Origin of the sequence: Sorangium sp. So ce448, from assembly GCF_051520915.1 — a bacterium.
GTDB classification, from domain to species: domain Bacteria; phylum Myxococcota_A; class Polyangia; order Polyangiales; family Polyangiaceae; genus Sorangium; species Sorangium cellulosum_B.
Window position 1 is genome coordinate 9,660,943 of the sequence record NZ_CP150343.1, and the last position, 14,704, is coordinate 9,675,646.

A 14,704-nucleotide genomic window follows, 5' to 3' on the forward strand; every position below is an offset into this window, starting at 1 on the left:
GTAATATCTATTTCCTATGGTAAACAGATTTCGACCAATCACGGCGCCACGGCCCAGAGCTTTACCGAACAGCGCGTCAAGGAGGTATTTTTCCGATGAGTGCGAGCAAGCGAATCCTGGTCACGGGTGGGGCTGGTTTCCTCGGGTCGCACCTCTGCGCGCGGCTCCTGGCCGACGGGCACCACGTGATCTGCGTCGACAGCATGGTGACGGGGCGTGACGAGAACCTCGGGCCGCTGCTGAAGAACCCGCGGTTCGAGCTGCACCGCTGCGACGTGAGCGAGCCGCTCCGCTTCGAGGTCGACCAGATCTACAACATGGCCTGCGCGGCGTCGCCCGTGAAGTACCGGGCCGATCCGGTGCACACGCTCAACACGAACGTGTTCGGCGCGATCAACGTCCTCCGCCTGGCGCAGGAGCTGGGGGCCCGGGTCCTGCAGGCCTCCACCTCCGAGGTCTATGGCGACGCGCTCGTCCACCCTCAGCACGAGGACTACTGGGGGAACGTCAACCCCATCGGGCCTCGGGCCTGTTACGACGAGAGCAAGCGGGTCGCGGAGACGTACTTCTGGGAGTACCGCCAGACCCGAAACGTCGATACCGTCATCGTGCGCATTTTCAATACCTATGGTCCGAACATGGACCGGAACGACGGCCGGGTCATCGCCAACTTCGTGGTGAAGGCGCTGCGCGGCGAGGCGCTGGAGCTGTACGGCGGAGGCCACCGCACGCGCTCGTTCTGCTTCGTCAGCGACCTCATCGAGGGGCTGGTCCGCGTGATGAACGCCAAGGACCTGACGGGACCGGTCAACCTCGGGAATCCGGCCGAGACGAGGATGCAGGACCTCGCCGAGCTCATCATCCGCAAGACCGGCGGGCGCGCGAAGCTGACGATGACCGATGCCCTCATCGACGATCCCCATCGGCGCAGGCCCGACATCTCCCGGGCCACCGAGCTGCTCGGCTGGCGTCCTCTGGTGGATCTCGACTCGGGCCTCGATCGCACGATCGACTGGTTCCGCCCGCGCGTCTGACGTCCGGTGGGGCGCCCTGCCGGGACGGGCGCTCAGCCGCCTTTCGACGGGAGGCGGCCGGAGGTGGCCATGACGCGCCCGCCGCGGCCGGCGGTGACGTCCGCCAGGATGCGATCGCGCTGCGCCCGGATGCGCTCTCCGAGCACGCGGTGGATCGCGGCCCTGAGGGCCATCCCTCCGAGCCCGCGCGTGACCGCGAAAGGCCCCGGCGCCGATCTCAGCCGGTCCAGGAGGATCCTTGGCGCCGACTGCGCCGAGAGCAGGCGGGCGCCGTCGCGCCGGTAGAGCTCCGGGTAGCTCGAGCGGAGCTGCTCTCTCGCGGCGGCATTGCGCGCCAGCGCGCGGACCACGTCGGCCATGCTGTCCACCTCGAAGTGGATGGGCGCCTCGGGGACCACGACAAGCGCGTCACCGGCGACGAGCGCCGTGAGCCACGAGTCCTCGGTCACGAGGTCGACGGGCAGACGAGGGAGCGCCCCGGCGGGCAGGAGCCCACGATCGGCCATCACCGCGCCCAGCCGATCGCGATCGATGGCATAGAGGCGACCGGAGATGTAGTCCTGACCGAGGCTGGTCGTCAGCAGGCGGAGGACGGTGCCGAGCGGCGGCGGCGGCGCCCCGCGCGGCTGCTCGAAGGCCGCGGCGACGGCGGCGTGTGGAGAGCGCTCGAGGGCGCGCAGCAGGGCCGAGATGGAGCCCTCGGCGGGGCGCACGTCCGCGTCCGTGAACACGAGGCGACGGTTGCGCGCCCGGGCCACCAGCGCGTTCCATGCGTTGTTCTTCCCGAGCTCGCTCTCGATGACGGCGAGCCGCGGCTCCCGCCCGCGGAACGCCTCGACGACGCGCTCGGTGCCGTCCGTGCACCCGTTGAGACAGACGAGGATCTCGTCCACCTCGGGGCCGAGCCGCGACAGCTCGGTGAGGGTCGCCTCGATGGTGCGGACTTCGTTGTACGCCGGCAGGCAGATGCTGGCAGCCATCGACTCCGACGCATACCACCACGCCGGCTCGGGTGTCACGCGGCGCGCGCCGCGCGGGATGGCCACCCAGGAACGGACGATGCCGGCGACGCCGGCGATGCCGGCGATGCCGACGACGCCGACGATGCCAACGATGCCAGCGGCGCCGAGGACGACGCCGGCGCGTCCGCATCCATTGCATGAATTTTAGGCTTGGGTAAGGCTACTGCTTATGTTAGCGTAAGAACAACCCCGCGTGACTACAAAGTCCGCCGGAGGTTCGCGCCGTCGCGCTGGTTTCGCGCCTGACGTCATCGTGATCCTTGGGTGTGCCGGTCCAGGTGCGGCGCTGAGGGGAGAGCTTATGCACAGGCGTTTTGCGTTCGTGCTCGCTGGCACGGTGCTTCTGGGAGCCTCGCCGACGGCCCATGCGAAGCGGCCGATCCTCGCCGAGGGGTCGCCGCTGCACGGCACCAACGGGATCAATGTGGGGCCGGATGGTCGGCTGTACGTCGCGAGCTTCCTTGGCAATGAGATCGCCATCGTGAACCGCCAGAGCGGAGCCGTCGTGGATCGGCTCGACGCGTCGGACGGGATCGATGGCCCGGACGACCTCACGTTCGGCCCCGATGGCTCGCTCTACTGGACCTCGCTCATCCCTGGCAATGTCGTGCGGCACGCGCCGTCGGGCGCGATCACCCAGCAGTTCGTCGCGACGGGCGTCAACCCCATCACGTTCTCCGATACGGGGCGGCTCTTCGTGGCGCTCGACTTCTTCGGTGACGGGCTCTACGAGGTCGATCCGGAGCTGTCGGCTCCGCCGCGCCACATCGCGAGCAACCTCGGCTTCCTGAACGGCATGGACTGGGGGCCCGACGGCAGGTTGTACGGGCCGATCTGGACGCAAGGCAGGGTGATCAGCATCGATGTGGACTCCTGCACCGGCGCGGTCGACCCGGAGGTGGAGTGCGATCTCCAGACGGTCGCGGACGGCTTCTTCATCCCCGCGGCGGCCAAGTTCGACGCGCTCGGCCGGCTCCACGTGGTCGATCAGAACGGCGAGGTCGTGCGGATCGACATCGAGACGGGCGAGAAGGAGGTCATCGCGGAGCTCACGCCGGGGCTCGACAACCTCGCCTTCGACCCGCAGGGCAATCTCTACGTGTCGAGCGCCAGCGACGGCTTCATCGTCCGCATCAGGCCGAACGGCCAGGAGCGCACGATCATGCAGGGCGGCATGATCATCCCCGGCGGCGTGGCCGTGACGACCGAAGGATGCGCCGAGTCGGTCTATGTGGCCGATCTGTCGTCGCTGCGGAAGTTCGACGGGGACACGGGCGCTCCGCTGGGCGTCGAGCGGTCGTTCCTCGGTCAGTCGGATTTTCATGGTCCTGCCACGGTGTCGGCGGACGGCTCGAACTTGATCTTGACCGCGTGGCTCAGCAGCGTGGTTCAGATCTACGACCCGGCGACGGCGACGGTCCTCGAGACGTACAGCAGCTTCGTCTCGCCGCTCAACGCGGTCCGGTTCCAGGGAGATCTCGTGGTGGCCGAGCTCGGCGCGGGGCCGGGCGCGGCGCGCGTCGTCCGCCGGACGGGCGGCGGCAGCCTCGTGACGCTCGCGCCGATGACCGTGCCCTCGGGCCTCGCGGTGTCGGGAGGCGACCTCTGGGCCGCCGACTGGGCGACGGGCCAGATCCTCCAGGTGGCGGCAGGGGGCGTGACGCTCTCTCCGCCGCTCGTGGTGGCCGACGGCCTGGATCAGCCGGAGGGGATGGCCGTCGATCTGGACGGCACCCTGCTCGTCGTGGAGGTCGGGAAGCGCCGCCTGCTGCGCGTCGACCCGTCGACGGGGGACACCTGGGTCGTGAAAAAGCACCTCAAGGTGGGCCTCGAGGCGGTCACAGGGACGGTGCCGACCTATGCGTTGAGCAGCGTCGCCGTGGGCCCGTCAGGGACGATCTATGTCTCTGGCGACGAGGACAACGTGCTCTATCGATTCTGATCCAATGGCGACGAGGCGGCGCTGCTCTCGTTCGTCCTCGCCCGCTGAATCCAGACGTGAGGCTCGCCGCCTGCGGCTCTGGCCAGGAGCAGCAGGCGGCCAAGACATAGAGGATGAGCCTCGTTTCGGGTAAGCTCGCGGGCCGCATGCCTGCCCCGACGCTGACACGAAGAGACCTCAACCGGGCCACGCTCGCGCGGCAGATGCTGCTCGCGCGGGAGCAGACCTCGGCCGTCCACGGGATCGAGCGGCTGATCGCCCTCCAGGCCCAGCTGGCGCGGCCGCCGTTCATCGGGCTGTGGTCCCGGATCGCGGCGTTCCGGCGCGAGCAGCTCGTCCAGCTCGTCGTGCGCCGCGAGGTCGTCCGGGCGCCGTTCCTGCGCGGCACGCTGCACCTCGTGAGCGCAAGGGACTACCTGGATCTGCACCCGGTCATCGCGCCGGTGCTCCACGCCGGGATGCGGTCGGTCCTCCGCGAGCGCGCGGACGCCCTCGACATCGCTGGGCTGGTCGCCGAGGCGCGCGCGTACTTCGACGCGGAGCCGCGGACCATGGACGAGCTGCGCGACCACCTGGCCGAGCGCCACGCCGACGGCGACGTGCGGGCCATGGCCCTCGCGGTCCGCATGCACCTGCCGGTCGTCCAGGTGCCCGGCGAGACCCCGTGGGGATACCCGGGAACGGCGGACTTCGCCCCGGCGGCGTCCTGGCTCGGCAAGCCGCTCCGCGACGCCGGCGCGCCGCAGGCGCTGGTGCTCCGTTACCTCGCGTCGTTCGGCCCGGCGACAGCGACCGATGTGCAGACGTGGTCCGGGCTGACCCGCGTCAAGGAGGTGCTCCACGCCTTGCGAGAGCAGCTCTGCGTGTTCCGCGACGAGCGGGGCCGGGAGCTCTTCGACCTGCCCGACGCGCCGCGGCCGCCCGCGGACACCGCCGCGCCGGCCCGGTTTCTACCCGATTACGACAACCTCCTGCTCGCGCACGACGACCGCACGCGCGTCATCGCGGACGAGCATCGCCCGCGGATCGTCCTGTCCGCCAACCTGCGCATCCTGCCGACGTTCCTCGTGGACGGGTTCGTGGCCGGCACATGGACGATCGAGCGGAAGAAGGCCACGGCCGCGCTCGTGCTCGAGCCGTTCGAGGCGCCTGGCAAGGCGGCGCGCGAGCAGCTCGCCGAGGAAGGGGAGGCGCTCCTCCGATTCATGGAGGAGGACGCCGGCACGTTCGAGGTGCGCTTCGGGAAGGCGGGAGCCGCGAAGGCGCCGGCGGCGCGGGCGAAGGCGAAGAGCGGCGGAGCCGCGAAGGCGCCTGCAGCGCGGGCGAAGCCGAAGAGCGGCGGAGCCGCAAAGGCGCCCGCGCCGCGGGCAAAGGCGAAGAGCGGCGGAGCCGCGAAGGCGCCTGCGGCGCGCGCGAAGGCCACGAGATGAGGCCGCCAGCTGACAACCCCTGCGCGCGTCCCAGGGGCGTGGCCATTTCCGGCCATCCCATGGCCACTCATGGTCATTGTGCACGTGATTCCCGTGCTTTATCCCTCTGCCATGAGCTCCGAACGCGCGCCATCCTCCACGGCGTGGGCCGTGGGCAAGGCCCTCTGCATCCTCTCGGCCGTCGCTTACGGCCTGTTGACCGGGCTGATCGATATCCTCGATCCGCATCACCTCCGGAACCCTGACTGGCCCGGACACGCGAGGTTCCACCTGCTCTGGCAGATCAGCGCCGGGGCCCTCGGCGCGCTCGCTTCCATCCACCTCTTCTCGACGGCCACGCCGCGCACCGTGGAGCGTGTCCGGGCAGGCGCCTTCCTGGGCGCCCTCCAACTCGGCGGCTTCCTCCTGGCCGCCGTCTTCACGAGCGCCGCCGGCGCCGAGTTCGACGCCGGTGGCCGGGTCCTGCTCGGCTTCCTCCCGCCGAACCTGCTGCACCTGGGCACGTCCGCAGCCCTGCTCTTCGCCGGCGTCTCCCTGTGTCACAAGAACGGGGGTGCCACATGAGCCATCGCACCGTCTCGGCTCCCGTCCTCATCATCGGCGCTGGCCCCTCGGGCATGGTGAGCGCGCTGTGCCTCGCCAGGCGCGGCGTCGACTGTGTCCTCATCGAGCGCCGGCCGGGCCTGGAGAAACACCCCAAGGCCCACGAGCTCTCGGCGCGCTCGATCGAGATCCTCCACGAGCTGGGGCTCGGCCATGGCGAGCTGTCCGCGGAGGCGTCGCCGGAGGAGGACGCCGCCAAGATCCTGTTCTGCGGCACGATCGGCGAGGAGTTCGGCTGCATCGATCTGCGCGCCAACGGCGTCGGGCGCAAGTACCGAGAGCACCTCGAGGCGCCCATGCCCTACCTCAACATCTCGCAGGTCGAGCTGGAGAAGCTCCTCCGCGAGCGCGTCTCGGCGTCGCCGCGGATCCAGCCGCTCCATCACCACCAGTGGGAGTCCTTCGCGCAGGACGCGGAGGGCGTCACGAGCCGGATCACGGACCGGACGACGGGCGAGACCTTCTCGGTCCGGAGCCAGTACGTCATCTGCTCCGACGGCGCCGGGAGCCGGAGCCGCAAGGCCCTCGGGATCGAGATGAAGGGCCCGGACAGGCTGCTCGACGTCGTCAACGCCTATTTTCAGGCGGATCTGCGCCGCGTGGTCCGCACCCGGGGCAAGCTCTACTTCATCTTCTCCCCCAAGGCGCCGGGCAGCGTGTTCATCGCCCACCACGTCGAGAAGCGCTGGGTCTTTCACCTCCCCGTGGCGACGCCGCACGAGAAGATCGAGGAGTACACGCCCGAGGTGATGCAGAAGAAGATCAAGGCGGCGCTCGGGCGGGACGACGTGGACATCCAGATCACCTCGATGAGCCACTGGCGCATGACAGCGCAGGTGGCGGAGCGCTTCCGCAGCGGGCGCGTCTTCCTTGTCGGCGACGCCGCCCATCGCTTCCCGCCCACGGGCGGACTCGGCATGAACTCCGGCATCGGCGACGCGCACAACCTGGCCTGGAAGCTCGCCATGGTGATCGAGCGGCGGGCCGCGCCCGGCCTGCTCGACAGCTACGAGGCCGAGCGCCGCCCGGTCATCGAGACGAACTGCGACGAGAGCCGGCTCAACTTCGAGAGGATGAGCGAGGTCGCGCAGGCCTTCGGGATCCAGGTCGAGGAGGCTCAGTGGGTCAACGAGAAGCTGGCGAGCTCCACGATGCGCGCCCTGCCTGCCCCGCTCCGCGCCTGGACCGAGCGGCAGGTCCAGCACTACGGCGAGAGCATCCTCTCGCGGTACCATAGCAATCCCTCGGTGCGAGAGCGTGTCCTCGCGGCCATCGCGCAGCAGAGGTCCCATTTCGACAGGATAGGGCTCGATCTCGGCTACACGTACGAAGAGGGCGCGCTCCTCGGCGACGGCACGAGGCCGCCGGAGGTCGATGATCGGGTGTCCTCGTATATCCCGTCGACGCGGCCGGGCGCGCGATTCCCGCATTTCTGGCTGGACGGCAACAGGAGACAGCGCGGCAGCCGCTCCATGATCGACTACGGCGCTTCCATCCTGCTGCTCGGCGCGGCCATCGAGGCGCTGCCTGCGGACCTCGAGGCGCTCGAGCATGTCGAGGCGCGCCACGGCGTCCGGCTGTTCAGGCTCGCCTCGGCCGACATCCCTGCCTGCCACCGGGCCGCGGTGCACGCGCTCGCGCAGATCGAGCATGACGGCGCGCTCCTGATCCGACCGGACGGGCATGTCGCGTGGCGCCAGCAGCGCGGCGTGACGCTATCGATGGAGCTGATCGCGTCGATCGTGGAGCAAGTCTACGGGGTCTAGTTCCACCCACCAGGAGTCCTGCCAGGGATCCGGAGAGAGATTTCAACGCAAAGACGATGCGCCCCACAGCGCGCTCGGCGCCGCCCGGACCACGCTCTTTCGACCCAGGACCGAGCCATCACGACGCTCGCCGTCCCACCCTTTAGGTTCGCTGCGCCACACTTCCTCGCGAAGGGCGCTGTGGGCTCAGGTCGCGCCGGGTCAGCGGGCGACCGAGCTCAGTTGACGACCGGGGTGAAGCAACCGATCGACGTGTCGATGCGGAAGTTCGACTCGGTCGTGTGGCGCTCGGCGAAGAAGAAGTCGAGCGTGTAGCTGTTGCCCGGCGTGATGCCGAACTCCTCAGCGCGCGCGTCGAGGTCGATGGTCGCGCTCTCCGGCCTGTGAACACCGCCCAGATCGATCGCGAGGTGGCCGTTGATGAAGGTGAAGAGGTCGTCGTCGCCCGAGAAGGTGAACACCTCGCCGCCCTCGTATTCAAACTTGGTGCGGAGCTCGAGCGTGAAGTGGTAGTTGTGGCTCCGGTCCTCGTTGCCAAACCCCATGTCGTCGATCGGGAAGAAGTCGGCGCTGTCGTACGTGGACGTGCCATTCCCGCTGTCGGCGAGCGGGATCGATATCTGGACGGCGGTGTTCACGTCGGGCACGTCGCGGAACCACTGATCGAAGGCCTCCTTGCCGGTCGTGGTCCGCGTGCCCTCGCTGTCGCCCGCATACACCGGCTTGCCGTCCGCGCCGAGCTGAGCCTCCACGAGGCCCCGGTCGCTCCCGAACCGGCCCGCCTCGAAATCAGGGTGCGTGTCCTTGAAGTCGCGGACGATTGCGATGAGATCGCTGCCGCAGGCGTCGTCGCCCGAGCTCGGGTTACCGCCCGAGCTACCCCCGATCTCGCCGAAAGGGGGATCTTGCCCGAAGTCGCCGCCGCTCGCCGTCCCGGAGCCGCCGCTCGCCGTCCCGGAGCCGTAGGAGGCAGCGTCACCAGCGTCGCTGGTCCCTCCTGCACACGCGGTCGCCGCCACGAGGGTCGCGCACGCCGACACCGCCACCACCATCCGCCGATAAGCCATCATGTCTTGCCCCTTTTCCCGACCGCCAGAAGCCATCGAACCCGCACGGGACGACGTTGAAGGCCCCACGTCGCCAGCGTCCTTCCCGGTGGGCAGCGGTGGGTCGAACGGGTCAAAAATTCTTCGACAAAAAAAGCTCGGCGTCCCCGGCCGCAACCCCGGAGACCTTCTGCATCAGGAGCAGAAAGTTCAAACGTATCTGAAGCTCGTCATGTCGCCGTACACCTGATACCAGCCGCCGTTCCAGGTGAAGAGCTTCTGGTCCCTCGTCACGACCCACGGGTTGCCGCCGCTATCGACGTCGATGCGCATTCCGGTGGTGATGCCGCCGATCTCCGTCCACGCGCCGGGCGGGGTGTCGAAACGGTAGACCTTGCCGGTGGTGCCGACCGCCCAGGCCTTGCCGCCGCCGTGGCCGATGTCGAGCCCGGTGCCGCCGGTGCCGAAGAACTGGAGGTCCTGCGCCGTCGCGACGGCGCTGGACATGAGACACGCACCGGCGAGCGCACTACGGACGAGTGATGTCGTTCCTCGGCTATTTCGAGCGCGTCCTCGAGCGCCACGGCGGCCGTCACGTCCTGGGAGGCGCGATGTCCTACGTGGATCTCTCGTTGTTCCAGGTGATCGCGGGCCTCCGCTACGCGTTCCCGCACGCCATGGCCGCCTTCGCGCCCAGGATCCCCGTCTCGTCGCCCTGCACGACCGCATGGCCGAGCGCCCGCGGATCGCCGCCTACCTGGCCTCGGATCGGCGGATACCCTTCAACGAAGACGACATCTTCCGGCACTAGCAATACCGGAACATTGACCGATGCCTCGTTCCGAAGGAGACTCGCCGCATGGGACTGCTGACCTTCGCCATCAACGTCACCCTGGACGGCTGCGTCGACCACCAGGAGGGGATCGTCGACGACGAGACGCACGCCCTCTTCACCCGCCTCATGGACGAGAGCGGCGCGATGCTGTGGGGCCGCGTCACCTACGAGATGATGGAGAGCTACTGGCCGGCGGTCGCCCGCGGCGACGAGGAGGCGGCTCCGGCGATGCGCGCGTGGGCGGTCAAGCTGGAGACCAAGCCGAAGTACGTGGTGTCGTCCACGCGCAAGGACTTCCCGTGGGCCAACAGCCACCACATCGCCGGCGATCTGCGCATGGGCGTGCAGAAGCTCAAGGACGCGACCCCGGCCGGCGTGCTCCTCGGCAGCGGCAAGCTCGCGACCGAGCTGGATCGGCTGGATCTCATCGACGAGTACAGGTTCCTCGTCCACCCCAGGCTCGCCGGCCACGGCCCGACCCTGTACCAGAGCGGGCTGCCCGCCGCGCGGCGGCTCGAGCTGGTCTCGGCCAAGCCGCTCCGCTGCGGCGCGGTGGCGATGCACTACCGGCGCGCGCGCTGACTCAGAGGAGCGCCATCGCGCCCAGCTCGCGGGCCAGCGCGTCGTCGGGAGCCTTCTCGCCGCGCAGCTCCGCGGGCAAGTTCGGAAGTTTCGCGCCGGTGGGAGGCCGTCCTGGATGGGCGCGAGCATCCTCGCCCTAGCGTTGTAGGAAGACGAAAGCGCCCTTCTTGTTCGAGATGACGATGTCCGGCCGGCCGTCTCCGTTGCCGTCCGCGACCGTGAGCTGGGTGCCTACCCCCGAATCGTCGTCGATGAGAACGGGCTGGAAGTCGACGCGTTCCGCCGCTCGCGCCTGCTCGAACCAGTAGAGCCGGGCCGGCGCGTCGAAGTCCGGCATGCCGGCAGGCACATGACCCCAGAAGCGCTCGCCGCTCACGAGGTCCTGGAGCCGGTCACCGTCGATGTCGGCGTGGGCGAGCGCGTGCGGCTCGTGCATGAACACGCTCGACGCGGCATCGGGTGGGGTCCCCGGAACGATGACGTGCTCAACGAACGCAGCGCCGGCCGCGCTCGGAACCTGCTCGAACCAGGAGAGCCCGTAGCCGTGAGCGGCGAGCGTGGTCGCTATGTCCGCGTCCCCGTCGCCGTCCACGTCGACCACCTGCATCTGCGCTCCCCCGGCACCGAACGGCTGCTCGACGCGCGTGAGCGGCAAGCCGTCGGGCGACGCTGGGCTCCGCGTGAAGTAGCCGCTCGCCTCGACCAAGTCGCTTGCGCCGTCCCCGTTGACGTCGCCTGCGCCGAGGCCGTGCGTGAACGCGCCGTACCCCCGATTCTCGGTGAGCGCCCGGAAGACCCACGGCTCGGTCGGGTCCACGCCGGGCGACGACGTTCCGAGCGCGCCCCCCGACATGTGCACGAGCTCCGGCACGCCGTCGCCGGTGATGTCGGCGAACAGGGGCGCCTCGTTGTCGATCGGCCACGGCAGCGTGTCGTGACGAGCCCAGAGCGCGTCGCCGTCGCGCGGGTTCTGGTACCAGGCCGCGGGCACACCCGGAAAGCCGACGACGAGGACGTCGGTGAACCCGTCGTGGTCGAAGTCGTAGGGGAACTCGAAAAAGCAATCCGAGTAGCCGTGCGGATCGAAGGCTTCCTTCGGCCACACGGGATGGCTCGTGCCATACCCCGGACCCTCGTACCAATCCGGGCCCGCGATGACATCCGTCACCCCGTCGTGATTGAAGTCCGCAAAGCTCGCCCCCTCGCAGTAGAACTCGCGGTGAAGCGTGATCTTCACGAAGCGTGCGTCGAGGGCGGCCTCACGCGGGAGCGGCTGGGGCGCGGTGACGGTGCCCGCGGGCGGCGCGTCGGTGCCCGCGTCGACGGGCGCGCGCGAGGATTCGGCCGCGCAGGCGATGACCAAGGCGAGCGGCGTGCAGCGCAATAACCCCATTCCCGAAGCCATCTCCAGGCGCTTAGCACGTCGCGGTAGAGATGGTGGACGCGTGATGACGCGGGCGGCGTCGCTCGAGCTCGACGCGGTGGTGCACCAGGGCGCGCGGCTCCTCGCGGGAACAGACCCAGCCGTGGTGGGCCGGATAGTACCAGCGGCCATCCACCTGGTAGACGTAGGTCCCGCGGTGGTCCACGCGGGGGTAGGTCTCGACGTGGACCGGCGCCGCCGCGATGTGAACGACGGGCTCCTCGACCACCGCGAACTCCTGGTACGTGACGGTCGCCGGCGCGGGCGTGACGGTCCTGGTGTGGACCTCGGCCACGCACCCGGTCCCACCGAGGAGCGCGAGCGCGGCCAGCGCGGCGAGCTCGCCGCGCCGCAGCGGATGCGCGGAGTTTCCGGGCGACGAAGGGTCGAGGACAGGCAGGGTCATCTCCGTGAGGTTCATCGCAGCAACAGCGGTGCCATCCGGCGGCGCGCGCAGATGGTATGGCACTTCCCGCTCCGACCCCGCGAGGAGCGGGGCGCGGTGCTCGCTCACGTCAACCGCGAGGTCGCTGCCACGACATGCAACTTCTAATGTGGCGTGAGAGGGCAGCCGAAAAGAGGGAAGGCATGCCCGCGCGACCCGAGCCGGCCCGGATCCGCCCGCGCGAGTCCGTGCTCATTGGCGACGCCCCTCCAGGGCTGCCTCGATGCCAGCGTGAAAGGCAGGGGACGCAGGGTTTTCTTCGAAGTTGACGATCCTCAAGGTGGTGTTCCTCGCGATCGCGGTCCGCACCGCCTCCGCGCCGACGTCCCCAATGGCGTTGTTGCGCAGCCGGAGAATCTTGAGCGAGGCGTTGCTGCGAAGAGCGTCGCCGACACGCGCTGCGCCGATGTCACAGATCTGATTGTGGTTGAGGCTGAGCGCGATCACCGAACTGTTGGATGCGAGCGCCTCCCCGATAGCCGCGGCGCCAACGTCGCCGATCTGGTTGCGCCCGAGCCCCAGCTCGACCAATGAAGTGGACGTTCGGAGGGCCTCTCCGATCGCCTTGGCCCCACTATCGCCCACCCGGTTTTCGTTGAGACACAGCGTCGCGAGAGAAGCGTTCTTTCTCAGGACATCTCCCAGAGCCTCGCCGCCGACGTCCCCTATCTCGTTGTTGAACAGCCACAGCTCCTTGAGCGCGGTGTTGGCGAGGAGAGCGTCTCCGATGGCCTTGCAGCCAAGGTCTGTGATCTGGCAGCCGCCCATCCTCAGGATAGTGGTCTTGCTCGTCTCGAGAGCCTTCGCGATAGCCTCCACCTGGGTTTGCCCAAGCGCGCCGTCGACCGTGACCTCGACCTGTCCGGCGTGGAGCCGCCTCACGGCTTCATCTGCGCTGACGATCACGGCGTCCCTCCTGCAGACTACATTGATAAATGGGAGAGTCGCGCCGCTGCCCGCAGGCTCGTCGATGTCGGAGAGCTCGACGAGCCCGTACGGACCGAACTCCCGCTTCACCGACTCGGCGTCGTAGAAGTACATCGGAAGACCGGGCAGGCGCTCGTACCAGTCGTCGCCGAGCCGGAGCCCACGTCCGTACATTGGCGCCTTCTTTGAGATGATCGTGAAGATCATGTGCCCACCGGGCGCCAGCTGACGGTAGCAGTCTCGAATGAGCTTCTCGCGACCGCGGGCATCCAGGAGGAAGACGAGCCCGTAGCAGAAGATGCCGTCGTACTGCCGGCGGTCGAAGGGCATGTCGGTGACTGATCCCTGGACGATGGGGATCTCGAGACCGAGTCGCGAGCGGGCAAGCTCGATCGCCGTCGCAGAGATCTCGATCCCCGCCACGGACATCCCGCGCTCGAGAAACGGCTTCGCGTTCCTGCCGTAGCCGATGCCGGGTATCAGGACGCTCTTGACACCGGCGCGAGCGAACGTGTCTCGCGCGAGAGAAGCAGACGTCGTCGGCTCCAGTCCCCACATCAGCTGCTTCTCGGCGAACGCGGTTTCCCAGAATTCGGTCATGATGGTCTGGCTCCTGCTCGTTGTGAACTACTCATGGCCTTTGGGGCGCCTCCACGATGTACTTCTCCTCGACGCGCGCGCTCGTTGCGCGCGCTCGTTGAGGGAGCGCGCCATGTCCGGCTCGCGATCACCGCCATGAGGGCGACGCACACGCCTGCCAGGACGGCGCGGCGCTGGGAAGGGGCGTGGATGGCTTGATCGGCGGCGCCTGCTTGCGTGGATGGATTCGCCTTCATCGTTCATCTCATGTCACTGGGAGGCGCGGGGCGAGCAGCCACCCGAGTCCGCACGTCCTCGCCCAGGGCCGCGAGCGTCACCTCGCCGAGGCGCGACAGGAGCAGCGACTCCGCAGCCTCGAACGACTTGCTAAGAGCCGCGTTGACCGCCTCTTCGACGGCGCAGCCGGGCGTCTCCGTCCGGTTCCCGATGGCAAGCAGCGAGGGCGAGCCGAGCGCAGCGTAGATGTCGCGCAGGGTCACCTTCGCGAGATCGCACGCCAGGGACCACCCCCCTCCGTGTCCCTTCTCCGACCGGACGTACCCCTGCTCCCGGAGACCGGCCATGACCCGCCGGATCACCACGGGATTGGTGTCCATGGCTTTCGCCATCTGCTCGGACGTCAAGGGCCCCTCGTGCTGGGCCATGTGCAGCAGGACGTGAAGCACCCCGGAGAGTCGGCTGTCTCGTCTCACGCAACTTATGATGTTACATGAACGGAGGGTTGTCAAGGAGCACGGCCGCGGAAGCTCGGCCGGGTCGCGGCGCGTCCGCCGCGGAGGCGCGGTGAGGCGGCGCCGGCGATGGACGCGCCGCGGGCCCGCCCCGCGGCAGGGCTCCGCGCGAGGGATGTCTCGGCGCGGTCGGGGCCGGGGCGGACGCTCGACAGCCCCTCTCGGCGACCTCTGAAGATCGGCGATGTTCGATTCATGAAACCCGTACGATCGGCAATCGGGACATCGTCGATCACCACCTGATTACGAGTGCTCCCGACGCCTCGTTCGCGGTGTGCGAGCCCGGCGCGGTCGTCGCGGGCCACGCGGGCCAAGCGG

General features: G+C 68.9%; 13 protein-coding genes and 1 pseudogene. 7 read left to right on the forward strand and 7 right to left on the reverse strand.

Annotated elements, in window-relative coordinates; all coding sequences use genetic code 11:
• The first annotated feature begins 95 nt into the window (after window positions 1–95).
• A complete protein-coding gene (locus WMF45_RS36615) occupies window positions 96–1,034 on the forward strand; it encodes a UDP-glucuronic acid decarboxylase family protein (RefSeq protein ID WP_437544270.1) in 939 nt (312 codons plus the stop codon).
• 32 nt (window positions 1,035–1,066) lie between these two features.
• Here WMF45_RS36615 and WMF45_RS36620 read toward each other — a convergent pair whose 3' ends face one another.
• Entirely contained in the window at window positions 1,067–2,014 is a 948-nt protein-coding gene (locus tag WMF45_RS36620) for a glycosyltransferase family 2 protein (protein WP_437710304.1), read from the reverse strand.
• A gap of 343 nt (window positions 2,015–2,357) precedes the next feature.
• Between WMF45_RS36620 and WMF45_RS36625 the strand changes: the two genes are divergently transcribed.
• The 4 genes from WMF45_RS36625 to WMF45_RS36640 all read left to right on the forward strand — a co-directional run bounded on the left by WMF45_RS36625 (window position 2,358) and on the right by WMF45_RS36640 (window position 7,797).
• Complete coding sequence (locus WMF45_RS36625; RefSeq protein WP_437710306.1) at window positions 2,358–3,998, forward strand: hypothetical protein; 1,641 nt, start codon at window positions 2,358–2,360, stop codon at window positions 3,996–3,998.
• Window positions 3,999–4,144: 146 nt separating this feature from the next.
• Window positions 4,145–5,428, forward strand: coding sequence for a winged helix DNA-binding domain-containing protein (locus WMF45_RS36630; protein WP_437710307.1), 1,284 nt, complete (start codon window positions 4,145–4,147; stop codon window positions 5,426–5,428).
• A gap of 111 nt (window positions 5,429–5,539) precedes the next feature.
• Entirely contained in the window at window positions 5,540–5,992 is a 453-nt protein-coding gene (locus WMF45_RS36635) for a hypothetical protein (RefSeq protein WP_437710309.1), read from the forward strand.
• Window positions 5,989–7,797, forward strand: a complete 1,809-nt coding sequence (locus WMF45_RS36640; RefSeq protein WP_437710311.1) for an FAD-dependent monooxygenase — start codon at window positions 5,989–5,991, stop codon at window positions 7,795–7,797. The genes WMF45_RS36635 and WMF45_RS36640 overlap by 4 nt, the downstream gene beginning before the upstream one ends.
• A 218-nt stretch (window positions 7,798–8,015) precedes the next feature.
• On the opposite strand, the gene WMF45_RS36645 is transcribed toward WMF45_RS36640, so the two are convergent.
• Entirely contained in the window at window positions 8,016–8,867 is an 852-nt protein-coding gene (locus WMF45_RS36645) for a fibro-slime domain-containing protein (RefSeq protein WP_437710313.1), read from the reverse strand.
• A 186-nt stretch (window positions 8,868–9,053) separates the two neighbouring features.
• Window positions 9,054–9,350 (reverse strand): hypothetical protein, encoded by a 297-nt coding sequence (locus WMF45_RS36650; RefSeq protein WP_437710315.1) that lies wholly within the window; start codon window positions 9,348–9,350, stop codon window positions 9,054–9,056.
• A 29-nt stretch (window positions 9,351–9,379) separates the two neighbouring features.
• Between WMF45_RS36650 and WMF45_RS36655 the strand changes: the two are divergent.
• Both WMF45_RS36655 and WMF45_RS36660 read left to right on the forward strand, forming a co-directional pair.
• Window positions 9,380–9,654: pseudogene (locus WMF45_RS36655) on the forward strand (glutathione S-transferase C-terminal domain-containing protein); the annotation flags it as partial.
• Between the two features lie 48 nt (window positions 9,655–9,702).
• Window positions 9,703–10,260, forward strand: coding sequence for a dihydrofolate reductase family protein (locus WMF45_RS36660; RefSeq protein WP_437710317.1), 558 nt, complete (start codon window positions 9,703–9,705; stop codon window positions 10,258–10,260).
• Between the two features lie 136 nt (window positions 10,261–10,396).
• Here WMF45_RS36660 and WMF45_RS36665 read toward each other — a convergent pair whose 3' ends face one another.
• The 4 genes from WMF45_RS36665 to WMF45_RS36680 form a co-directional block, all read right to left on the reverse strand.
• A complete protein-coding gene (locus WMF45_RS36665; RefSeq protein WP_437710319.1) occupies window positions 10,397–11,653 on the reverse strand; it encodes an FG-GAP repeat domain-containing protein in 1,257 nt (418 codons plus the stop codon).
• A gap of 22 nt (window positions 11,654–11,675) precedes the next feature.
• Entirely contained in the window at window positions 11,676–12,104 is a 429-nt protein-coding gene (locus WMF45_RS36670) for a hypothetical protein (RefSeq protein WP_437710320.1), read from the reverse strand.
• 216 nt (window positions 12,105–12,320) lie between these two features.
• The gene (locus tag WMF45_RS36675; protein WP_437710322.1) at window positions 12,321–13,655 is read right to left on the reverse strand and encodes a methyltransferase domain-containing protein; all 1,335 of its coding nucleotides are present in this window, start codon (window positions 13,653–13,655) and stop codon (window positions 12,321–12,323) included.
• Between the two features lie 239 nt (window positions 13,656–13,894).
• Window positions 13,895–14,347, reverse strand: a complete 453-nt coding sequence (locus WMF45_RS36680) for an Rrf2 family transcriptional regulator (RefSeq protein ID WP_437710324.1) — start codon at window positions 14,345–14,347, stop codon at window positions 13,895–13,897.
• Window positions 14,348–14,704: the final 357 nt, after the last annotated feature.